This is a genomic window from Sulfitobacter sp. M22 (assembly GCF_021736025.1).
In the GTDB taxonomy this organism is placed as follows: domain Bacteria; phylum Pseudomonadota; class Alphaproteobacteria; order Rhodobacterales; family Rhodobacteraceae; genus Sulfitobacter; species Sulfitobacter litoralis.
Window position 1 is genome coordinate 861,679 of the sequence record NZ_WMEC01000001.1, and the last position, 21,357, is coordinate 883,035.

Here is a 21,357-nt window from a genome sequence, read left to right on the forward strand (position 1 = left end):
TTTGCGCATATGATCGCAACGAAACCGGATGAACCGGTATTGATAATTACAGGCAGAACACTATGACAAACAACACTTTCTCGCGCCGGGCTTTTGCCTTGGGTGCGATTGCAAGCGCGGGTGCCGTTGCGGCATGTGGCAACGGTGTCGGCAGCCGTGGCAGCGGGATGATCGACGCCCGCGTCGATGCGACGCTCAATGCGATGTACCGCAGCTTTCCCAACACGCGGCAGTTGGCTGAAAAATCCAACGGTATGCTGATCATGCCGCTGGTGACCGAGGCCGGACTTGGCTTTGGCGGTGCCTATGGCCGTGGTGCGCTGCGGGTGAATAATGTGACCGTGGATTATTACTCGGTCACCAAGGCGACGGGCGGCTTGCAGATCGGGGCGCAGCAATATGCGCATGTGCTGTTCTTCATGACCGAAGCCGCGCTGAGCGATTTCCGCCGCTCCCCCGGTTGGGCTGCGGGTGCCGATCTGGAATATGTCATCTCGGATCGTGGCGAAAGCGTCGAAGCGGATACCACAACCGTGCTTGCCCCTGTGCTGGCCGCCGTCTTTGGCCGCGCCGGTCTGCGCATCGGTGCGACGCTGGAAGGCACGAAATATTCGCGCATCATTCCTTAAGCAAAACGCCCGATCCGCACCACCGCGGATCGGGCAGCTTTGGGCCTAGCCCAAGGCGTTCAGACGTTTGAACAGCGCGGACGTATCCCAACGTCCGCCCCCCATTTTCTGCACATCCTTATAGAATTGATCGACCAGCGCCGTGACAGGCAGGCTCGCGTCGATCTCGTTGCCGGTGTCCAGACAAATCCCCAGATCCTTGCGCATCCAGTCCACGGCAAACCCGTGGTCGAACTTATCATCCAGCATCGTCTCGTAGCGGTTGGCCATCTGCCAGCTGCCAGCGGCACCTTGGCTGATGACCTCAACCACATCGCGCCCGTCCAACCCGGCCTTATGGGCGAAATGGAGCGCTTCGCTCAGGCCCTGGACCAGACCAGCGATGGCGATCTGGTTGCACATCTTGGTCATTTGGCCGGCACCGCTGCCGCCCAGGCGACGGCAGATTTTGGCGTAGACCTCCATCACGGGCAACGCCCTTTCAAACGCGCTGGTGTCGCCACCGCACATGATTGACAATTGGCCATTCTCGGCCCCCGCTTGACCCCCCGAAATTGGCGCATCGACAAAGCTGATCTGGCCCTTAGCGGCAGCAGCATATAATTCGCGCGTGACAGCTGCCGATACGGTGGTGTGATCCACAAAGATCGTGCCCTCGTCCATGCCCGCAAAGGCGCCATCGTCGCCTCGGCAAACCGACCGCAGATCATCATCATTACCCACGCAGGAGAACACGATTTCCGCCCCCTTGGCAGCGGCTTTCGGCGTTTCTGCCATCTTGCCACCGTGTGTCTCTGCCCAAGCGCGGGCCTTTTGCGTAGTGCGGTTATAGACGGTCACGTCATGTCCCGCTTTTTGCAGATGTGCGGCCATCGGCCCCCCCATCACACCCAGTCCCAAAAATGCGAGCTTTGTCATCGTCTTTTCCTTGCCATTCAGTTGCGCTATTGCCTGTGGGGAACCTATCATCCCGCGCACATTGGTCAATTGCGTCCGGATATTACCCAGGAGCGTGACATGGCAGTGGTTTTTCGGTGGCTGATGCGAATTGCAACGCTGTTGGTGGTGATCGCGGTGATTGGTGTTGGCGGGGCCTACTGGCTCGCCTCGCGGTCGCTGCCCGAATATGATGATACGGTTAAGGTGGCCCACCTCAGCGCCGAGGTAGAGATCGTGCGCGACAATGCCAATGTGCCGCATATCTTCGGTGAGAATGACCGCGATGTGTTCTACGGGCTGGGTTTCGCCCATGCGCAAGACCGTCTGTGGCAGATGATCACCATGCGCCGCACGGTTCAGGGGCGCCTTTCAGAGGTGTTTGGCACCGCCACCGTGCGCATAGACCGTCTGCTGCGCCGATTTGATCTTTATACTTTGTCGGTGCAGTCGCTTCAGGCGCTCGACCCCAAGACCCGTGCGGCGCTAGACGCATATGCTGAAGGTGTGAATGCGCGTCTGGACCAGATCAACAAAGAAGCCTTAGGCCGTGGTGCCCCTGAAATGCTGCTGTTCGATGCCCCCGTTGCCCCTTGGCGTGCGGCGGATTCCGTCGCATTGGTCAAGCTGATGGCGCTACAGCTGTCGGGCCATCTGGATGCCGAGGTGAAACGTGCGCGCACGTCGCTTGCCCTGCCAGATCAAGATCGGCTGGCCGACATCCTACCCGACGCGCCGGGCAGCGGCATCGCAGCCTTGCCTGAATATGCCCAACTGGCACCGGGCCTACCGCAATTCGCCGCCAATATCCCGCTTGATCCGTCACCCCTGTCACCGTTCAAAACCTTTGACCTTGCGGGCGCATCAAACGCATGGGCCGCAGCGCGGGATCGTTCTGCCTCGGGGGGGACGCTGATCGCCAATGACCCGCATCTGGGCTTTACCGCACCGACCATCTGGTACCTCGCACGGCTTGAACTGCAATCGGGCGGTGTCATCGGCGGTACCATTCCCGGCATCCCCGTGGTGCTGACAGGCCGCAGCAGTGCGCTTGGCTGGGGTATCACATCGTCCTATGCCGACGATCAGGACGTCTATATCGAAGAGCTGAACCCCGACAACTCAGAGGAATACCGCACCCCCGACGGGTTCAAAAGGTTCAGCAAGCGCGCATCAATCATCACCGTCAAAGACGCCGACCCCATCACGCTGACCCTGCGCTGGACGGACAACGGGCCGGTGCTGCCGGGCAGCCACTATAACCTGGCGGCAATCACGCCACCCGGCCATGTCGCTGCGCTAAACTGGACCGCGCTTGATCCCGCCGATACTTCTATCGCCGCCGCGATGCAGCTGATGGAGGCAAAGACCGTCGAGGAAGGGATCGCATCCGGCGAGGCCTATATCGCACCGTCGCAGAACCTGACGCTGGTGGATGTGAACACGATAGCGATGAAAACCATCGGCGCGCTGCCTGCCCGTGACGCAGCCCACCAAAGCCAAGGGCGGATGCCCACGCCCGGGTGGATCGCTGCCAACCGCTGGCAAGGTCGCTTGCCCTATAGCGCGAATCCCGAATTCCTCTCGCCGCGCGGCGGGATACTCGGCAATACGAACAACAAAACCGTCGACCGGCCTTTTCCCAACCACGTGTCCTTCCTTTGGGGCGATACCCAACGTATCCAGCGTTGGCGTAGCCTGATGCAGCGCCGGCAGGTCCACACGCGTGACAGCTTTATCGAAGCGCAGCTTGATACGGTCAGCTTTACGGCCCGCTCGTTGCTTCCGTTGATCGGTGCCGAACTTTGGTTCACGGGCGAAACCGCGCCCGACGGCACGCCTGAACGTCAACGCCAGCGGGCGCTTACCCTGCTGGCAGGCTGGTCAGGAGAGATGAGCGAACACCTGCCCGAACCGCTGATCTATGCGGCTTGGGTGCGCGCGCTGCAAGAACGCCTGATCCAGGACGAACTGGGCGCATTGGCACAGGAATATGACCACGTCGATCCGCTGTTCATCGAACGTGTTTTCCGTGATGTGGACGGTGCGGCCGCATGGTGCGACGTGCTACAATCCGCCCCGAAAGAGACCTGCCCCGATATGGCGCGTCTCGCGCTGGACGACGCGTTGGTCTGGATCAATGAAACTTGGGGCAGCCAGCTTGAATCCCTGCGGTGGGGCGACGCGCATCAGGCAACCCACGACCACCAGACCCTGGGCGAAGTGCCCGTGCTGCGCTATTTCGTGAATATCCGTCAGTCGACCTCAGGCGGCGACAACACGCTGCTGCGGGGCCGCACACGGGGCACGGGGCCTGATCCTTTTGCCAACGTCCACGGCGCAGGGTTCCGCGGAGTCTATGACTTTGCCGACCCGGATTCATCGGTGTTTGTCACCTCGACGGGGCAGTCGGGGCACTTCCTGTCAGACTACTATGACGATCTGGCACAGCTCTGGCGGCGCGGCGAATACATCCCCATGTCGCTCGACGAGGATCTTGCCCGCGCTGCCCCCGTTGGCATCACCAAGCTGATACCGGAGACCCCATGAACCGCGTTATCCTCTTTAACAAACCTTTCGGCGTACTGTCTCAATTCACCGATAAAGGCACCGAAGGATCGCCGCGTCCGACCTTGTCTGCCTATATTGACGAAAAAGGGTTCTATCCTGCTGGCCGGCTCGATCGTGACAGCGAAGGGCTCATGGTCTTGACCGACAGCGGCCCGCTTCAGGCCCGCATTTCGCATCCGAAATACAAACTGGCCAAAACCTATTGGGTTCAGGTCGAAGGCACGCCGGATGAACAGGCCCTTAGCGCTCTGCGCAGTGGTGTGATGCTCAAAGACGGCAAAACCGCTCCCGCCAAGGCGCGGCTGATCGACCCGCCCGACCCCCTGTGGAATCGCGAACCGCCCGTACGTTTTCGTAAATCCGTGCCCGACGCATGGCTCGAGATTACCATCACCGAAGGCCGCAACCGCCAGGTTCGCCGCATGACAGCGCATGTAGGGCTACCGACGCTCCGCCTCATCCGTGCGCGTGTCGGAGACTGGGAACTGCACAAGCTTCAACCCGGCGCTTGGCGCTTTTCATCCGAGCTTGGCCGCTAAGTCCAAATGGCCCAAAATCCCGGGGGACGGCCAAAGGCCGGGGGGCTGGCCCCCTCTTGACCTTTGCGCAGATACGTCAGGAAAACACCCGCGTGACCCAGACGCCCAACGTGGCAGAGGTCCCGGTCAGCACCACCCCCCACGAGAAATCCGTCGCCACCATCTGCGGTGTCCAGTCTTTCAACGTCGCGAGGTTGGTGAACTCATAGGTGCCATACCCCAAGGCCCCGATCAGCGCCGCATTGCAAAAGACCCACAGCAAGGATTTATCCTGCGCAATCGCGGGCCAACTGACGAAGTACAGCAGCACAGCAATATAGAAGGCGTAGAAGACAAAGGCAGGCAGCAGCCGGAACTGGTCCAGCAGCAAGGGGCCGATATCACGGCTGAAAACCGGTTTGATCAAATAGCTGAGGCCCAGAAAATCGAGCCCCAGAAAGATCGCGAATGTCAGTACATAAAGAATAATCAAAGTCATCGGGGGCTCCGGGAAAAATCAACGCTCCCTAATCATATGCAGCAGCGCCCGGAAAATGCGACTTTTCCGAGCGGTTTTTATCTCCTTTTGTATGGTCCCGAGACCCGCCGGCCTTACAGCCGCTGGTATTGCGCTTCTTGCTGCGCGGACCAGCGTACGATCAGATTGAACCCGTCTTCGGTCTGGGTTTCCTCGATCACGACGTCCTGTTCGAACAGCCACGCACGCTTTTTGCCATCGGAAAAGGCCAAAGTCAGCTCGGCCTCGCGCACAGCCCCCTGAAGCGCTTCGGCGATGACTGCTTGCAGCTCGTCCAGCCCCTCGCCTGTGATGGCAGAGATGGCAAGGACACCGTCATCGCGTTGCGCACGGGCACGTACGGCGTCGGCGCGGTCGTCATCAAGCTGGTCCAGCTTGTTCCAGACTTCAAAACTGCGCGTATCTTTGGGCACGCCCAATGACGTCAGAATATCCCGCACGTTCTGGGCCTGGCTCTCGCTTTCGGCGTGGGAAATGTCGCGCACGTGGCAGATGATATCCGCGGCAAGCACCTCTTCCAGCGTCGCGCGGAAGGCCGCGACCAGTTCGGTCGGCAGGTCAGAGATAAAGCCCACGGTATCGCTGAGGATAATCTCTGGCCCATCGGGCAACACAAGGCTGCGCATTGTTGGGTCCAGCGTGGCAAAAAGCATATCCTTGGCCATTACCTCGGCGCCGGTCATACGATTGAAAAGCGTCGATTTACCGGCGTTGGTATAGCCGACAAGCGCGACAATCGGGAACGGCACCTTTGCCCGCGCAGCGCGGTGCAGGGCGCGGGTTTTGACGACCTTGTCCAGCTGCCGGCGCAAGCGCACAAGCTGTTCGTCAATGGCACGACGGTCCGATTCAATCTGGGTTTCACCGGGCCCGCCGACAAAGCCCAAACCACCACGTTGACGTTCAAGGTGGGTCCAGGCGCGGACCAACCGCGTTCGCTGATAGTTCAATGCTGCCATCTCGACCTGCAAGACACCCTCGCGGGTCGCCGCACGGTCGCTGAAAATCTCGAGGATGAGACCGGTGCGATCCAGCAGTTTGACGTTCCACGCCTTTTCAAGGTTGCGCTGCTGCACAGGTGTGACGGGTCCGTCGACCAGAACAAGGTCAACTTCAGCCTCTTCAAAGACGGTCTTGAGCTCTTGGATTTTACCGGAGCCGAACAGCATGCCCGCGCTCACGGTGCGCAGGGGCACGATATTCGACCCTTCGACATCCAGATGCGGCAATGCATGCGCCAGTGCGACGGCTTCGGCCAAGGCGGGCTCTGCAACGCGGCGGTCATTGTCTGACTTGATGTCAGGGTGAATCACCCAAGCCCGAGTACGCTTCGGGCCTGCGGTGTCATCAATTTGGAATGGAGGTCGGCTCAATTAGCGTCTTCACCCTCGTATAGTGAGATTGGCGTGCTAGGCATGATCGTAGAAATCGCGTGTTTATAAACAAGCTGCGATTGGCCATCGCGGCGTAGCAGAACACAGAAATTGTCAAACCACGTGATAACACCTTGAAGCTTCACGCCGTTAATCAGGAAAATCGTTACCGGCACCTTTGTCTTACGCACATGGTTCAGGAATGCGTCTTGCAGGTTTTGTCGGTCAGCCGCCATTGTTGGTCTCGCTCTTGTTCTTGCTGTTATTCTTGCTGGCAACCGCGGATCGGTCCCCCGTTCGAAAGACTATGAAGACCTGTGAAGGGACTTTCCACCCCAAAATGTCAGAACTGTTGCGCCCAAAGCTACCTTGCGTGTCATGTGCGCCACAAAGCAGGGGTTAGCAGTGCAATAATAGCCAAGGTTTCGAGACGCCCAAGCACCATTGCCGCGCATAGGATGATTTTGGCCCCGTCGCCGAGCTGAATCAGCATGATTGGCGCATCGGCGGCGAATTCCATTAACGGGCCTGTGGTGGAAAGCGTCGCCACCGACATGACCAGCGCGTCGGCAAAAGGCGCACCCACAAAGGTCAGGAGCAAGGTCACTGCCGCGAGCGACAAGGCGAAGAGCATAAAGAAGATCCAAGCGATAAACGCCCCGTTGCTTTGCAGCCGCCGCCCCACCTGTCCGGCTCCGGAAACAGAGTGCGGATGGACCAAGCGCTCCATTTCGCGCACACCGTTGCGATAAAGCGCAAAGACCCGCAGCAGTTTGACCCCACCCGCGGTGGTCGCCACCCCGCCCCCGATCAGCGCCAACCCCATCAGGATCAGCCCCGGCGTTTCGAGCCCCGACCAGCTTTGGGCCTCGGCCCAGGATGCGCTGACGAATCCGGTGGTCGTCAGGAACGAGGTTACCGTGAACATCGCACCCCAGAACGCGCTACCGGTTTCAAGCGCTTCGGCACTTGCGTCTACATCGAACGCCCCCAGGAAATGCCGCACGAAAAGAAGCGCAGGGACGCCAAGGATCAACGCCAGGCCGATGCGAAATTCGGGGTCGGTGAAAAGACCGCCTTGGGTTGCCGTCACCGTGTCCTTTGAAAAGGTCAGCCGCGACAGCGCGAACAGCATAAACAGCATCATCATTGCTTCGGACCCAAAGCCGACACCGGTGTCATGGGTGCCGCCCAAGGGCGATATGCCCGAGGTCGCAAGCACCGACATCGCGTGGCACAGCGCCACCAACGACCGGTCGCCATTGGCCAGCAGCAGCACCCACAGCATTAACGTCAAAGCGCAATATGTGGGCGTCAACGCGCCAGCCGCCCGCAGCAGCCGTTGGCGCGGATTGATCTGGCCCATATTGCTGCGCCGCTCGTCCGGGTTCCCCGGTTCGGCCTGCGAAGTGACCTCGAACCCGCCGAGGTGCAAAGGAGCCAAAATCGCCGAGGCCGCGATCCACATCAGCAGCCCGCCCATCCATGCGACCTGCGCGCGCCACAGATGAAGCGTGTCGCTGATCCGGCCCGGATCGTCGAACAGGGTCGCGCCAGTCGTAGTGATAGAACTGACCATATCGAAATAGGCGTGCAGGAAGCGCGTGGTCGGCAGGGCCTCAAGAAACGGGATCGCCAGCAGCGCGGGCAAAAAGACAAAGCTGGAAAACAGCGACATCAACGGCCCCAAGGCCCCGTGCCGCGCGCGCCGTCCGCCATGGGCGACCGCGATCAGGGTAAAGATAATCACCCCCAGCAGCCCCGAATAGAAAAATGCCCGCGACGCCAGGTGGTCCTGCGTGGACAGGGCAAAGATCGCCGGGAAGATCGTTGAGGCGCTGAACACGCCAAAGATCAGCAGGAACAGCGGCAGCTCGAGGATCTCGCGGCGGATATAGGATTTGCGTCTCACGTGCGGCGCTCCGGTGATATGGGCGCAGGTGCCATCAGAAAAAGTCGATCGAGACCTGCATCAGCTGTTCGACCTGCGGCACGTCTTTTGCCAGACAGAACACAGCGATGACATCGCCTTCTTCAATGCGGGTCGTGCCTAGCGGGCGCATCACTTCGTCGCCCTTGCGGACCATGCCCATCAGCGCGCCTTCGGGAAAATCAATGTCAGAGACGCGTTTGCCCGCAATCGGAGAGGTTGACAGCACCTCGGCTTCGATCACCTCTGCCTCGGCGTCGCCGATGGAATAGACCGACCGCACCCGCCCGTGACGGATGTGCCGCAGGATAGAGCTGACGGTGGTCGAGCGGGGGTTGATATAGGCGTCGATGCCCAAAGGCTCCATCAGCGGGACCAGCGTGGGGTCGTTGATCAGCGCGATGACATAGGGGCAGCCTTCGGATTTGGCCCGCACACAAGCCAGCATGTTGGTTTTATCATCATCGGTGATCGCCATCATCGCATCGGCGCGGCCAATGCCCGCTTCGGCCAGCAGGGATGCGTCCAGCCCGTCACCGTTGAGCACGATCGTCCGCTCCAACGCCTCGGCGGCGCGTTCCGCGATGCGGCGGTTCTTCTCGATCATCTTGGTGCGCACCCGCTTGCCGCGCGCCTCGAGGTTCTGCGCCACGGCCAGCCCGACATTCCCCCCGCCCACAAGCACGACACGTTCAAGCTTGCTGGTGGTCTTGCCAAAAATCTCGAGCGTGCGGGGGATGTCATCGCGGTGGCAAAAGACATAGCAGGCATCGCCGACAAACAGCTGGTCCTTTGATTCAGGCGCAAACAGCGTGCCGTCCCGGCGCACCCCGACCACAACCGCGCGCAGCGTGGAAAACAGGTCGGTCAATTGGCGCAGCGGCGTGTTCACGACCGGACAGTCCTCGTCGATCTGGATGCCGAGCAATTGCGCCATACCGTCCATGAAGGTTTCAGTGTCAAAGGCCGCCGGCGCCGAAAGCCGCTGCAGTGCCGCATTGGCGACCTCTTTTTCAGGCGAGATCACAACATCGATCGGCATGTGGTCGCGGCGGTAAAGATCCGAATAGATCGCCGTCAGATAGGATTGGCTGCGCAGGCGTGCGATCTTGCGGTTGATGCCAAAGACCGAATGCGCCACCTGACAGGTGACCATATTGACCTCGTCCGAATGTGTCGCAGCGATGATCATCTCGGCGTCGCGTGCCCCCGCACGGTCCAACACGTCGGGATAGCTTGCAAACCCCGCGATCCCTTGCACGTCCAGCGTATCCGTCGCACGGCGCACCAGATCGGCGTTGCTGTCAACGATCGTGACGTCGTTGCGTTCGCCCGAAAGATGGCGGGCGATCTGCCACCCGACCTGCCCTGCGCCGCAAATGATCACTTTCATAAATGGGGTTCCTTTGGCGTAAAGCCTTGCCTTGCGTCACCAGCTGGGCGTGCCCGCGTGACCCGTGATATGCCAGTGATTTGAATGACAGATGGCTATGCAAGGGTCAATTCAAATGTCAGAGTTGCGCCATAGTGTGAAGGAGTCAACTGATGCGCAAAGCGGCAGTTATCATATGGGGTGGCGTGGCACTGGCGGCCTGCGCACCGCTTAATACCTACTATAAACCTGGTGCCTCTGTCGCGATGGTTGAACGGCAGACAACGCAATGCCAGGTCGATGCGCTGGCGAAGGTGCCGGTGGCCCTACAGACCCTACGCACACCGCCGCGTTTTATCCCGCCGCGCCAGATTTGCCGGTCCGACGGGCGCTGCTATACCCGCGCGGGATATTTTGAACCGGGTCAGACCTATACGGTGGACCCAGGTGCCGATCTGCGCAAACGGGTCGAAACACAGTGCATGGCAGACGCGGGCTTTGCGCCGGTGTCGATCCCGCAGTGTCCCGCAGGCATCGCCAAATCCGCGCCAGTAGGGCGCACCACCGCCCTGCCCGCGCTGAACGCCAAGTCTTGCGTGATCCGCAATGGCGATGGCAGCTTCCAGATCGTGACCCAAGGCTAGGCCACGGGGGTCAGCCTTCGCTGGCCCCGTCATCATCCACATGCGCCACCCGCGTGCCGGACTTGGCAGAGGTCACCACCCCGAGGCTCTTGAGCTTGCGGTGCAGGGCAGACCGTTCCATTCCAACGAAATTCGCCGTGCGGCTGATGTTCCCGCCGAAACGATTGATCTGGGTGAGCAGATATTCACGTTCAAATGCTTCGCGGGCTTCACGCAGCGGCAAAGTGGCCAAGGCCCCTGACAAGACGACACGCCCTTCGTCGTCGGTGGTCTCTTCTTCGCCCGGCAGTTCGCGCGCCTCAATCGGGCCAGTCCCATCGCCAAGGATGAGCACGCGTTCCACAAGGTTCTTGAGTTGGCGCACGTTACCGGGCCAGACCATCGTCTGCAAAAGCGCTTCTGCATCACCAGAAAATTCACGCAGCGGCAGACCTTGCGAGGTGTTGAAATCGGCAATAAAATGGCGGGCCAAGACCGGAATATCATCGCGACGGTCTTCCAGTGACGGGACCGAGATCGGCACGACGTTCAGCCGGTGAAAGAGCTCTTGACGGAATGTGTCTTCCTTGATTGCGGCATCCAAGTCTTTGCTTGTGCTGGATATAACGCGTAGATCAACGCGGACCTTGTCGTTGCCGCCGACGCGTGTGAACTGCTGATCCACCAGAACCCGCAGGATTTTCGATTGCGTCCCAAGCGGTAGATCGGCGACCTCGTCAAAGAAGATCACACCGCCATGCGCCTGTTCAAGCAGCCCAGGTTCGACGCCGCGTTCGGGGGTTTCTCGACCAAACAACACTTCTTCCATCCGGTCCGGCGCAACGCTGGCGCAATTGACCGTCACAAACGGTGCCGAAGCGCGGTTGGAATTGGCGTGGATATAGCGCGCGGCGATTTCCTTGCCCGCGCCCGCAGGCCCGCGCAACATGACGCGGCCGTTGGATTTGGTAACTTTATCAAGCTGCCCCATGAGGGTCTTAAATGAGGTCGAGCTGCCGATCATATCGGTGCTCACCACCTCGCGCCGCTTGAGGCTCTGGTTTTCGCGGCGCAAGCGAGAGGTCTCCATCGCGCGGCGGATCACCACCATCAGCTGATCAATATTAAAGGGTTTTTCGATGAAGTCATAGGCACCCTGCTTGATCGCCGCGACCGCGATTTCGATATTCCCATGCCCGGAGATGATGACAACAGGCACATCCGGATTGTCCCGTTTTACTGTTTTCAGAATGTCGATCCCGTCCATCCGGCTGTCTTTCAGCCAGATATCAAGGATCATCAGCGCAGGCGGTTCGGCATTGATGGCCGCGATCGCGTCGTCCGAATTGCCCGCCAGTCGCGTGACAAAACCTTCGTCCTCCAGAATGTCGGAAATCAACTCGCGGATGTCGCGCTCGTCGTCAACGATCAGAATGTCACTCATTATGGGTCTCCAGTTCTGGGGTTCCGGTGGGGGCAGCAAGGGGGAGCGTGATGACCGCCATTGCGCCGAAATGTGTTTCGCCCGCAAAGACCGGTGCGTTTTCCAACGATAATGTCCCGCCGTGTTCTTCAATGATCTTTTTCACGATGGACAAGCCAAGACCAGTCCCTTCGGAGCGGGTGGTGACATATGGCTCGAACAGTCGTGCGCGGTCTTCCGGCAATCCGATGCCATTGTCCGCTATGGTAATCTGTAGCGCTGTTTGGCTGGTGGTCAACTGCACCTTGATACGGGGTTCAATCTCTGCGTCAGGATTGTTTTCGTGTCGGCTTTCAATGGCTTCGCCCGCGTTCTTAATCAAATTTGTTAAGGCTTGCGACAGCATTGTCTGATCAATGCGCGCCATGACGTCCTGCGTCGGCAGATTGGCGCTGATGGTGACGTCTGGCTGGCCTGACTGCTGTAGCACGACCGCATCCCGCAGCACCTGAACCACGTTTTGCACCGATGTCTCGGGTTCTGGCATGCGCGCAAATTTCGAGAATTCGTCGACAATGCGCCGCAGATCGCCGGTCTGTCGGATGATCACACCAGTGAGTTGCTCGAGGCTTGCCGCATCATCAGGTAGCTTGGGGCCGAACTTGCGCTGGATCCGCTCTGCGCTCAACTGGATCGGGGTCAGCGGGTTCTTGATCTCGTGTGCAATCCTGCGCGCGACATCGCCCCAAGCCGCCATACGTTGCGCGCTGACCAGATCGGTCACGTCGTCAAAGGCCACAACATAGCCCTCGAGCCGGCCGTCCTCGCTACGGCGGGTGGCGACACGCACCAGCAGGTTTTCCATCTGCCCTTGGCGCGAGACTTTGATCTCGCCCTGCGCCACCTCGTTCTTGCCAGTCACCACAGTGTTGAACAACGTCGCGAATTCTGGGACTGCGACCGAAAGCGCGAACGATTGCTGGTCCTCGCTCCAGTCCAGCAGCCGCGCGGCGGACCGATTCACAAAGGCGACCCGCCCTTCAGGGTCCAGACCTACAACGCCCGAGGTGACCGAGCTGAGCACTGAATCAAACAAGCGGCGCCGGCGTTCAATCTGGCGCGTGTTGTCGAGCAAGGTTTCACGCTGGCCTTTAAGCTGCTTCGTCATCTGGTTGAAATAGCGCCCCAGCATCGCGATCTCGTCATCGCCGTCTTCTTCACGTACCTGCACCTCAAGATCACCGGCACCAACCTGCTGTGCCGCCCCCGTCAAACGGCCAACGGGGCCCGAAAGACGTTCCGCGAACCAAAGCCCCAGCCAGATCGACGCCAGAATAAGGATCACCGCAAACCCTACGTAAAGCAGCCCGAATTCGAACAGCAGCTTGCCGCGTTCGTTTTCAAGCTGTTGATACAGCCGCACGGTTTCCTTGGTGTCATCAAGCAGTGACAGGATTTTGCCATCCACGTCGCGGCTGACGTAGAGGTAGCGATCGATGAAGGCCTCCATCAAAACCAGAGCGCGGAATTCATTGTTGGCCCAGTCCTCGATCACCAGCGGTGCACCGTCCAGCGCCTGCGCCGCGCGGATCTGTTCGGGGGTCGGTTGTTCGAAATCAAACAGATAGGACCGGTCGCCGCGCGCGCGGATCTCGCCGGTGCCGTCGATCATATAGGCCTCGCGCAGACCCCGCTGGATCAGGCGCTGCCCATCCGCCAAAAGCTGTGTATCGGGCACATCAACACCCTGATTGCGGGCCTGATCGATCGCACGGGCAAGTGCTATCGCATCCTCCCGCAGATCATCGCTTTGTTCGTTTTCATAGGCTTCGGCGGCAGCAAGAGAGTTCCCCACCACAGACCGCACCCGATCCGAGAACCACCCCTCAAGCCCGACATTGATCGTCAGCCCCGCAAAAACCGCGACGCTGACCGTCGGGATCAACGCCATCAACGCGAACACGCCGGTCAGCCGAAGGTGTAGCCGCGATCCTGCGGATTTCGCCCGACGTGCCGCGATTAACCGCGCGACCTCGCTCAGAACAAGTGCGGCGACCAGCAGGATATAGACCAGATCAATCAGCAGAATGATGCGCAAGCTTGGCGTATTGCCGCCCTGTTCGAGGGGCCCGAGCACCAGATAGGTGACAAGCGCAAGCACCGGCCCCAGAACCACAAGCCCCAGGGTCGCCAGATTACGCACGCGCCTGATCCGGCGCAGGCGCTCAAGCCGCATAAGATAATAGCTGCGTGACCGGGTAAGCACCCGCTATCCTCACCGATGATGTGATGCACGAATGCATCAACCGCCCATTTATGTGATCCTGATCCAGCCTTGAGGCTAGATGGCCACGGTTATGTGGCGCTTTTACATCATTTTTCGACCGCGTGTCACCTCAATATCGAGATCGGTGATCTTTTTTCTCAATGTATTACGGTTGATTCCCAACAAGTCGGCACATTTCGCCTGGTTACCCGCGGTTGCGGCCAGTGCAATCTCGATCAAGGGCGCTTCGATTTCGCGCAAAATGCGGGCGTAAAGACCGGGGGGCGGCAGCATTGAACCATGCTGATCGAAATATCGTTGCAAATGCCGCTCTACGGACGCCCCGAGCTTTTCGGTATTGGCCTGCGCGCGCAGGGGTTCGGGATCGGGCTGGGCCCCCAGAACTTGCTCTGCCTCGGATTGGGTGATCTCTGGCGCACGACTTGTCAGGGCCAGTTGGCGCATCGCGTGTTCCAGCTGTCGCACGTTACCGGGCCATTGATAGTTAGCAAAGACTTTTGCCGCCCCTTCAGACAGGGCACGTGGCGCGGAATTGCCGGTTTCAGACCGTTCAAGAAAATGCGCTGCAAGCAAGGCAATGTCATCTACCCGGTCGCGCAGCGCAGGGACATGCAGCGTTGCGCCCGAAAGACGGTAGTACAGGTCGCGGCGCAGCGTACCCGCTTTCATCGCGGCGGCCATGTCGGACTGGCTGGTCGCAAGAAAACGCGGCGCATGTTCACCGGGAGAATCCATCATCCGCGCGATACGCGCCTGAAGTTCCTCCGGGAAATCGCCGATCTCGTCGATCAACAGCGTGCCGCCGCGCACCCGTGCCAGCGCGCGCATCGGGCCCTCGATGTCTTGCAAGTCGGCCGAGGTCACGGTGACAAACGGCAGGTTCCGCCGGTCGGAAAAATCGTGGATAGCCTTGCCGATCAGCGACTTGCCGGTGCCGGATTCACCCCAGATCAGGACCGGTAGATCGGTGTTCATCACCCGCGCCACCACGCGGTACAGCGCTTGCATTACTGGCGTGCGCCCCACCAGCGGCAGATCATCGCGGTCCCCATCGGTGTCAGAGCTTGTCTGCGCCGGACGCCGCGTCGGACCACTGCGTTCAAGCGCGCGAGCCGTACGTTTCATCAGGTCAGGCAGATCGAAAGGCTTGGGGAGATAGTCGTAGGCCTCGGCCTCTGCTGCCTTGATCGCGGTCATGATCGTGTTCTGCGCCGAGATCACGATCACAGGCAGGCCGGGACGGTCCTGTGCAATCTTTGGCAGCATCTCGAGCCCGTTGCCGTCAGGCATCACCACATCCGAGATGACCACATCGCCTTTGCCTTCACCCACCCAACGCATCAGGGTCGTCAGGCTGGATGTCGCGTGCACCTTGCAGCCTGCGCGGGTCAGTGCCTGTGTCAGAACGGTGCGAATTGTGCGGTCGTCGTCAGCAACCAGAACTGTGCCATCCATCTGTTATCTCTCCTGTTCGGAAGCTGTATTTTCAATTTGGGTCTTGTCGGCCCGCGGCAGCGAAATGCGGAACACGGTTTTGCCGGGAACCGAATCTACCGTGATCCAGCCGCCGTGGTCGGAAATGATCTTGCTCACCAGCGCCAACCCCAGACCGGTGCCGTTCTCGCGCCCCGACACAAAGGGTTCAAAGACATCGGCGCGGATCGCTTCGGGCAGGCCGGGGCCGTCATCAATCACCTCGATCTGCAGCGGCAGCGACTGTGCCGTCCCGTCAGAGCGCCGCAGGCGGAAGGAATGTTCGTAATAGCTGTGCAGCCGGATCGTGCCGCCCGATGGGCCCGCCGCCTCTGACGCGTTCTTGATCAGGTTCAGCACGACCTGCAACAGCTGGTCCTTGTCGCCCAAGGCCGGCGGCAGCGAGGGGTCATAATCCTCGATGATCTTCATGCGCGCGCCAAATCCCAACAACGCGGAACGGCGCGCACGATCAAGCGCGTCATGCAGGTTCACCGCCTTGCGCTCCGGCGGCATGAGGTTACCGAATTGTTCGACCTGTTCCAGCAGCTTCACGATTCGGCGCGATTCCGCGACGATCAGATCGGTCAGCTCCAGATCCTCGGTGCTCAGGTTCATGCTGAGCAATTGCGCGGCACCCGTGATCCCTGCCAGCGGGTTCTTGATCTCATGGGCCAGCATTTCGGCCATGCCGATGGCGGATTTGGCGGCGGATTTGACTGAATTATTCTGCGTCATCCGACCGGCCATCTCGCGCGGGGTGATCATCAGGATCATCTGCCCGGCGGCATCGATCAGCGGCGCAAAATGCAGCGCACATTGCACCGGCGGACGCTGACCGCTGCCGACATCCACATCATTCACGAACAAGGGCGTGCCATTGTCGCGGGCGCGGGTGAACGCCTCTTCTAACGGAGCATCGACGGCAATCATGTCCCACACCGGCACACCGCGCACGGATTTGGCAGAGGCGTTCAAAAACCCTTCGGCTTCGGAGTTCAGCTCGGCGATCGTGTCATCGGTGTCGATCAAAATGGCGGGCACGGGCAGCGATGCAAAGACGGCATCCAGCGACATCAGGCGGCCTCCAACTGGTGGTCCGGCAAGCAGGCGGACGGAATAAGACGGTGCACGTCAGCGGGGCTGGATGCGGTCAACATGGCACGGCGCAGATCGGCGGGCGTGTTGCTGGTATCCATGTACCAACCCAGATGTTTGCGGGCGACGCGTAGGCCGATCACCTCGCCATAGAACCGGATGATCGCCTCGTAGTGGTCCGCCACCATGCGCGCGAATTCGGCTCCCTGCGGGATAACCGGTGCGGGCGCGCCGAACAGATCATGGGCCACTTGAGCCAGCAGCCACGGTTTGCCTTGGGCACCGCGCCCGATCATGACACCGTCGGAACCCGACTGCGCCAACGCCTGCCGCGCGGCATCGGTGCTGATGATATCGCCATTGGCGATCACAGGAATGGAGACCGTCTGTTTGACGCCCGCAATGGCAGCCCAATCGGCGGCACCCTTATAGAACTGGCAGCGCGTGCGCCCGTGGATGGTGATCATGGTGATCCCCGCTTCTTCGGCCCGCGCAGCGATCTGCGGCGCGTTAAGCATATCGTCGTCCCACCCCAGCCGCGTCTTGAGCGTGACGGGCACCTTGACGGCATTCACGACCGCTTCGATCAGGCGCAGCGCGTGGTCGGGCGTTTTCATCAGCGCAGAGCCGGAAAAGCCTTGCGTCACTTTCTTGGCGGGGCAGCCCATATTGATGTCGATCACCCGCGCACCCTGCCCTTCGACCATGCGCGCGGCTTCGGCCATTGGCGCGGCTTCGCGGCCCGCCAGTTGCACGGCAGTGCCTTCTACGCCCAGACCCAGTTCGGCCTTTTCCAGCGTACCGGGGCGGGCATTGATCATATCGACGCTGGCGACCATCTCGGACACCACCAGCCCTGCGCCGAAGGACGCGACCAGATTGCGGAACGGTAAATCGGTGATCCCCGCCATCGGGGCCAGCAGAACCGGCGGGTCGAGTTTGAAAGGCAGATCCGAGAGATCCAAACGCTTAATCCTTGTGCAGTTGCCTTTGGTGTACCGAGCCAAGGGTGGGAACTCAATCAAACCAGCAGCTCTGGCCGGTGAAAAACTGACCCATTGCCTAAAATTTAATCACATGGTGCAGCCGATTGCGCCGGCAGCTTTCCCTGCTTAGAACGGGGCGAGTTTATCTAAGGGAGTGGACGATGACGCCGACACCGAAAATCGCCGCTCTCATCGTGGCTGCCGGACGGGGCACACGTGCGGGTGGCGCAGTGCCAAAGCAGTGGCAGCCGCTTTGCGGGAAACGTGTGATCGACCACACGCTGGCCGCATTCCAACGGCATCCCAAGATCGAGCGGATCATCATCGTTCTGAGCGCCGGTGACATGGCTGAGGCCGAAGGGTTTAACGCACAAGGCTGCCTTGTGGCCGAAGGGGGCGCGGATCGCGCAGCATCAGTCCGCAATGGGCTGGCGTTGCTGGGCGATGCCGATCTGGTGCTGATCCACGATGCCGCCCGCCCCTGTGTCACGCCGCAGATTATCGACGGCGTGATCGACGCGCTGGCCACGGATGCCGCGGCCGCCCCCGGTCTGCCTGTCACTGACGCGCTTTGGGTTGCCGAAGACGGTGCCGTTGCAGGCACGCAGGACCGCACGGCGCTTTATGCCGCGCAAACCCCCCAAGGCTTCGACGCTGCCACAATCCGCGCCGCTCATGCCGCGTTCAAAGGTGTCGCCGCCGATGATGTCGAAGTCGCACGCGCCGCGGGTGTTGCGGTTGCCATCACCCTTGGCAGCGTGGATAACCTGAAAATCACGGTGCCGGGTGATTTGTCCCGCGCCGCCCGTATATTGGAGTCTTCGATGGATATTCGCACCGGCAACGGGTTCGACGTACACGCCTTTGGTCCGGGGGATCATGTGACCCTTTGCGGAGTCGATATCCCGCATGATCAAGGGCTTGTGGGACACTCGGACGCTGATGTTGGCATGCATACTGTCACCGATGCGATCTATGGTGCGCTGGCTATGGGGGACATCGGCCAGCACTTCCCCCCGTCTGACCCGCAATGGAAAGGCGCGCAAAGCCATATCTTTCTGCGTCATGCCGCCGATCTGGCGCGCAGCGAAGGGTTCACCCTGACCCATGTCGATTGCACGCTGATCTGCGAATACCCCAAAGTGGGGCCTCATGCCGCAGAGATGCGCCGCGTGATGGCCGATATACTGTCGCTTGAAGAAAACCGCGTTTCGGTCAAGGCAACCACTTCCGAACGTTTGGGATTTACCGGCCGCGGCGAAGGCATCGCCTGCATGGCCACAGCAACATTGGTGAAACTATGACTTTGGCAAAGCTGATCGCGACCGTTCTGGGGGTTGGCTATATCCGCCCCGCGTCAGGCACTTGGGGCTCGCTTGTGGCGCTGCCTTGGGCGTGGCTGCTGCATGTGATCGGCGGGCTGCCATTGCTGATTGCGGGCGTGATCCTCACATTTGCAGCAGGCTGGTGGGCCACTGCGCAGATGACCGCAGGCAGCACCGACCATGACCCGTCCGAGATCGTGATCGACGAGGTTGCGGGCCAATGGGTCGCGCTGCTGCCGCTCAGCTATGCCAGTTGGACGATGGATATGAACATCCTTGTGATGTGGCCCGGCTGGATCGCGGCTTTTGCCCTGTTCCGTCTGTTCGACATCTGGAAACCGCTGATCATCGGCTGGGCCGACCGGCGCGGAGATGCGCTTGGCGTGATGCTGGATGATATCTTTGCAGGCATCTTCGCTCTGCTCGGGGTGATTGCACTGGCCGTGCTCTATCACGTGTATCTCTTTGCCTGATCTGCATGCCCTTCTGGATCGTGCGCGCGCGCGCGAGGTCATGATCGCCTGTGCAGAAAGCTGCACCGGCGGCATGGTCGCTGCCGCGCTGACCGAATTGCCCGGATCATCGGCGATCTTTGACCGCGGCTTTGTCACCTATACCAATGTCGCCAAGATCGACTTGCTCGGTGTCAGCGCCGCGACGCTGGACGTCCACGGCGCGGTATCCGAGCAAGTCGCGTTAGAGATGGCGCGCGGTGCGCTCGCACGATCCGCGGCTCAGATTGCCGTGTCGATCACCGGCATCGCAGGCCCCGGTGGGTCAGAGCATAAGCCCGAAGGCCGTGTCTGTTTCGGGCTCGCCACGCCGTCGGGTATCACCACCCAAACGCAAGAGTTCGGCGCATTGGGGCGCGATAAAGTCCGTCTCGCTGCCCGAGATTTCGCCTTGGGGCTGATTATTGAGGCGATTGCATAACGCCCGCATAACAGGCGGCATGGCTAAATTACTGCCTATATTTTCGGCGAATGTAGAAACGCCCGTTTAATCACCGGCTTTGCCCGCTTTTTAACTTTTTTCCGACGCGCACATCCGTTTCACCCGTTTGCAACCTAAAACCTTTCGGGAGGAAACCAAGATGAACGCAGCTGATACGGCATGGATCATGACGGCCACGGCCTTGGTCCTGTTCATGACATTACCGGGGCTGGCCCTGTTCTATGGCGGGCTCGTGCGCAGCCGCAACGTGCTGAGCGTGTTTATGCATTGCTACGGCGTCGCCTGTCTGATGAGCGTGCTGTGGTTTTTCGCCGGATACTCCATCGCGTTTGGACCGGATACCTCGGGTATCTGGGGCGGTTTGGGCAAGATCGGCCTGTCGGGCGTTACCGCAGAAAGCCTGTCAGGCACCCTGCCCGAGATCCTGTTCTTCGCCTTCCAGATGACCTTTGCGATCATCACACCAGCGCTGATCGTCGGTGCTTATGTTGAACGTATCGGCTTTGGCTTTGTGATGCTGTTTTCAGGCCTGTGGATGCTGCTGTGCTATGCGCCGGTGGTGCACTGGATTTGGGGCGGTGGCTTTCTTGCGGATGGCGGTATCTTTGGCGAGGTCGGCGTGCGCGATTTTGCAGGTGGCATCGTCGTGCATGAAACAGCCGGTCTTGCCGCGTTGATCCTTGCCGTGTTCCTCGGCCCACGTTTGAACCACAACACGCCGCCTCATAATCCCGGCCTTGTGATGATAGGTGCGGCGATGCTGTGGGTCGGCTGGTTCGGCTTTAATGGTGGCTCGCAACTGGCGGCTGACGGCGGGGCCGCGATGGCAATCACCGTGACCCACATATCTGCCGCGACGGCGTCGCTGACGTGGGCACTGTGGGAGCGGATCAAGTTCGGCAAAGCGTCCCTGGTGGGCATCGTCACGGGCACCATTGCGGGCCTCGCTTCAATCACGCCGGCATCCGGATTCGTCGGCCCGTGGGCAGCCCTGCTGATCGGCGCTGTCGCTGGTATCCTGTGTCAAGAAGCCGTCGTGCTGATCCGCAACAAGGTCAAAATCGACGACACGCTCGATGTATTCGCTGTGCACGGTGTCGGTGGTATCTTTGGCACCATCATGATCGCTGCGCTTGGTGCGGGCACGTGGACCGCACAGCTGGGATCGCTGGCAATTGTTGGGGTCTATACCACGGTGGTGACGGTCGTGCTGGTGCTGGTCTGCAAGGCAATCACGCCACTGCGTGTCAGCAAAGAGGTCGAGGTCAACGGGCTCGATCTGTCGGTTCATGGTGAACGGGCCTATGATCTAAGCAGCTGA

19 protein-coding genes are annotated in these 21,357 nt (G+C 60.3%); 8 read left to right on the top strand and 11 right to left on the bottom strand.

Annotation, left to right across the window (positions count from 1 at the left end):
- Positions 1-62 precede the first annotated feature (62 nt).
- On the top strand, positions 63-629 hold the full coding sequence (locus tag GLP52_RS04355; protein ID WP_005853509.1) for a YSC84-related protein: 567 nt from the start codon (positions 63-65) through the stop codon (positions 627-629).
- Between the two features lie 45 nt (positions 630-674).
- On the opposite strand, the gene GLP52_RS04360 is transcribed toward GLP52_RS04355, so the two are convergent.
- Complete coding sequence (locus tag GLP52_RS04360; RefSeq protein WP_272903345.1) at positions 675-1,598, bottom strand: NAD(P)-dependent oxidoreductase; 924 nt, start codon at positions 1,596-1,598, stop codon at positions 675-677.
- 48 nt (positions 1,599-1,646) lie between these two features.
- Here GLP52_RS04360 and GLP52_RS04365 point away from each other — a divergent pair, with 48 nt between their 5' ends.
- Both GLP52_RS04365 and GLP52_RS04370 read left to right on the top strand, forming a co-directional pair.
- Positions 1,647-4,115: a penicillin acylase family protein gene (locus GLP52_RS04365; RefSeq protein ID WP_237271648.1), complete on the top strand. Its 2,469-nt coding sequence runs from the start codon at positions 1,647-1,649 to the stop codon at positions 4,113-4,115.
- Positions 4,112-4,675 carry a pseudouridine synthase gene (locus GLP52_RS04370; RefSeq protein ID WP_237271649.1) on the top strand — a complete coding sequence of 188 codons (564 nt, stop codon included), beginning with the start codon at positions 4,112-4,114 and terminating at the stop codon, positions 4,673-4,675. The genes GLP52_RS04365 and GLP52_RS04370 overlap by 4 nt, the downstream gene beginning before the upstream one ends.
- Positions 4,676-4,751: 76 nt before the next feature.
- Here GLP52_RS04370 and GLP52_RS04375 read toward each other — a convergent pair whose 3' ends face one another.
- From GLP52_RS04375 to trkA, 5 genes are all read right to left on the bottom strand, one after another.
- Positions 4,752-5,153 (bottom strand): DUF2177 family protein, encoded by a 402-nt coding sequence (locus GLP52_RS04375; RefSeq protein ID WP_093732231.1) that lies wholly within the window; start codon positions 5,151-5,153, stop codon positions 4,752-4,754.
- A gap of 113 nt (positions 5,154-5,266) precedes the next feature.
- Positions 5,267-6,505, bottom strand: coding sequence for a GTPase HflX (hflX, locus tag GLP52_RS04380; protein WP_237273422.1), 1,239 nt, complete (start codon positions 6,503-6,505; stop codon positions 5,267-5,269).
- 56 nt (positions 6,506-6,561) lie between these two features.
- On the bottom strand, positions 6,562-6,801 hold the full coding sequence (gene hfq, locus GLP52_RS04385) for an RNA chaperone Hfq (protein WP_005853497.1): 240 nt from the start codon (positions 6,799-6,801) through the stop codon (positions 6,562-6,564).
- A gap of 140 nt (positions 6,802-6,941) precedes the next feature.
- On the bottom strand, positions 6,942-8,477 hold the full coding sequence (locus GLP52_RS04390) for a TrkH family potassium uptake protein (RefSeq protein WP_237273423.1): 1,536 nt from the start codon (positions 8,475-8,477) through the stop codon (positions 6,942-6,944).
- A 34-nt stretch (positions 8,478-8,511) separates the two neighbouring features.
- Positions 8,512-9,888 (bottom strand): Trk system potassium transporter TrkA, encoded by a 1,377-nt coding sequence (trkA, locus tag GLP52_RS04395; protein WP_237271652.1) that lies wholly within the window; start codon positions 9,886-9,888, stop codon positions 8,512-8,514.
- A 152-nt stretch (positions 9,889-10,040) separates the two neighbouring features.
- Between trkA and GLP52_RS04400 the strand changes: the two genes are divergently transcribed.
- Positions 10,041-10,511, top strand: a complete 471-nt coding sequence (locus tag GLP52_RS04400; protein WP_237271653.1) for a hypothetical protein — start codon at positions 10,041-10,043, stop codon at positions 10,509-10,511.
- 10 nt (positions 10,512-10,521) lie between these two features.
- Here GLP52_RS04400 and ntrX read toward each other — a convergent pair whose 3' ends face one another.
- The 5 genes from ntrX to dusB all read right to left on the bottom strand — a co-directional run bounded on the left by ntrX (position 10,522) and on the right by dusB (position 17,736).
- Positions 10,522-11,934 carry a nitrogen assimilation response regulator NtrX gene (ntrX, locus tag GLP52_RS04405; RefSeq protein ID WP_237271654.1) on the bottom strand — a complete coding sequence of 471 codons (1,413 nt, stop codon included), beginning with the start codon at positions 11,932-11,934 and terminating at the stop codon, positions 10,522-10,524.
- The gene (locus tag GLP52_RS04410; RefSeq protein ID WP_237272644.1) at positions 11,927-14,149 is read right to left on the bottom strand and encodes a sensor histidine kinase NtrY-like; all 2,223 of its coding nucleotides are present in this window, start codon (positions 14,147-14,149) and stop codon (positions 11,927-11,929) included. Before GLP52_RS04410 ends, ntrX begins: the two co-directional genes overlap by 8 nt.
- Before the next feature lie 132 nt (positions 14,150-14,281).
- Positions 14,282-15,655 carry a response regulator gene (locus GLP52_RS04415; protein WP_093732225.1) on the bottom strand — a complete coding sequence of 458 codons (1,374 nt, stop codon included), beginning with the start codon at positions 15,653-15,655 and terminating at the stop codon, positions 14,282-14,284.
- A 3-nt stretch (positions 15,656-15,658) separates the two neighbouring features.
- A complete protein-coding gene (locus GLP52_RS04420) occupies positions 15,659-16,750 on the bottom strand; it encodes a two-component system sensor histidine kinase NtrB (protein WP_237271655.1) in 1,092 nt (363 codons plus the stop codon).
- On the bottom strand, positions 16,750-17,736 hold the full coding sequence (gene dusB / locus GLP52_RS04425; protein WP_237271656.1) for a tRNA dihydrouridine synthase DusB: 987 nt from the start codon (positions 17,734-17,736) through the stop codon (positions 16,750-16,752). The genes GLP52_RS04420 and dusB overlap by 1 nt, the downstream gene beginning before the upstream one ends.
- Before the next feature lie 182 nt (positions 17,737-17,918).
- On the opposite strand from dusB, the gene GLP52_RS04430 reads away from it, so the two are divergent.
- The 4 genes from GLP52_RS04430 (at position 17,919) to GLP52_RS04445 (ending at position 21,357) form a co-directional block, all read left to right on the top strand.
- Positions 17,919-19,061, top strand: a complete 1,143-nt coding sequence (locus GLP52_RS04430; RefSeq protein ID WP_237271657.1) for a bifunctional 2-C-methyl-D-erythritol 4-phosphate cytidylyltransferase/2-C-methyl-D-erythritol 2,4-cyclodiphosphate synthase — start codon at positions 17,919-17,921, stop codon at positions 19,059-19,061.
- Positions 19,058-19,555: a phosphatidylglycerophosphatase A family protein gene (locus tag GLP52_RS04435; RefSeq protein ID WP_093732221.1), complete on the top strand. Its 498-nt coding sequence runs from the start codon at positions 19,058-19,060 to the stop codon at positions 19,553-19,555. Before GLP52_RS04430 ends, GLP52_RS04435 begins: the two co-directional genes overlap by 4 nt.
- Complete coding sequence (locus tag GLP52_RS04440; RefSeq protein ID WP_272903346.1) at positions 19,548-20,015, top strand: CinA family protein; 468 nt, start codon at positions 19,548-19,550, stop codon at positions 20,013-20,015. The genes GLP52_RS04435 and GLP52_RS04440 overlap by 8 nt, the downstream gene beginning before the upstream one ends.
- Positions 20,016-20,175: 160 nt before the next feature.
- Positions 20,176-21,357 carry an ammonium transporter gene (locus GLP52_RS04445; protein ID WP_237271658.1) on the top strand — a complete coding sequence of 394 codons (1,182 nt, stop codon included), beginning with the start codon at positions 20,176-20,178 and terminating at the stop codon, positions 21,355-21,357.

Coding starts and splice junctions, on each gene's coding strand:
- GLP52_RS04365 (WP_237271648.1), top strand. CDS start 1,647: ATGGCAGTGGTTTTTCGGTGGCTGATGCGAATTGCAACGCTGTTGGTG.
- ntrX (WP_237271654.1), bottom strand. CDS start 11,934: ATGAGTGACATTCTGATCGTTGACGACGAGCGCGACATCCGCGAGTTG.
- GLP52_RS04400 (WP_237271653.1), top strand. CDS start 10,041: ATGCGCAAAGCGGCAGTTATCATATGGGGTGGCGTGGCACTGGCGGCC.
- hfq (WP_005853497.1), bottom strand. CDS start 6,801: ATGGCGGCTGACCGACAAAACCTGCAAGACGCATTCCTGAACCATGTG.
- trkA (WP_237271652.1), bottom strand. CDS start 9,888: ATGAAAGTGATCATTTGCGGCGCAGGGCAGGTCGGGTGGCAGATCGCC.
- GLP52_RS04445 (WP_237271658.1), top strand. CDS start 20,176: ATGAACGCAGCTGATACGGCATGGATCATGACGGCCACGGCCTTGGTC.
- GLP52_RS04355 (WP_005853509.1), top strand. CDS start 63: ATGACAAACAACACTTTCTCGCGCCGGGCTTTTGCCTTGGGTGCGATT.
- GLP52_RS04415 (WP_093732225.1), bottom strand. CDS start 15,655: ATGGATGGCACAGTTCTGGTTGCTGACGACGACCGCACAATTCGCACC.
- GLP52_RS04410 (WP_237272644.1), bottom strand. CDS start 14,149: ATGCGGCTTGAGCGCCTGCGCCGGATCAGGCGCGTGCGTAATCTGGCG.
- GLP52_RS04375 (WP_093732231.1), bottom strand. CDS start 5,153: ATGACTTTGATTATTCTTTATGTACTGACATTCGCGATCTTTCTGGGG.
- GLP52_RS04435 (WP_093732221.1), top strand. CDS start 19,058: ATGACTTTGGCAAAGCTGATCGCGACCGTTCTGGGGGTTGGCTATATC.
- GLP52_RS04420 (WP_237271655.1), bottom strand. CDS start 16,750: ATGTCGCTGGATGCCGTCTTTGCATCGCTGCCCGTGCCCGCCATTTTG.
- GLP52_RS04360 (WP_272903345.1), bottom strand. CDS start 1,598: ATGATAGGTTCCCCACAGGCAATAGCGCAACTGAATGGCAAGGAAAAG.
- GLP52_RS04430 (WP_237271657.1), top strand. CDS start 17,919: ATGACGCCGACACCGAAAATCGCCGCTCTCATCGTGGCTGCCGGACGG.
- GLP52_RS04370 (WP_237271649.1), top strand. CDS start 4,112: ATGAACCGCGTTATCCTCTTTAACAAACCTTTCGGCGTACTGTCTCAA.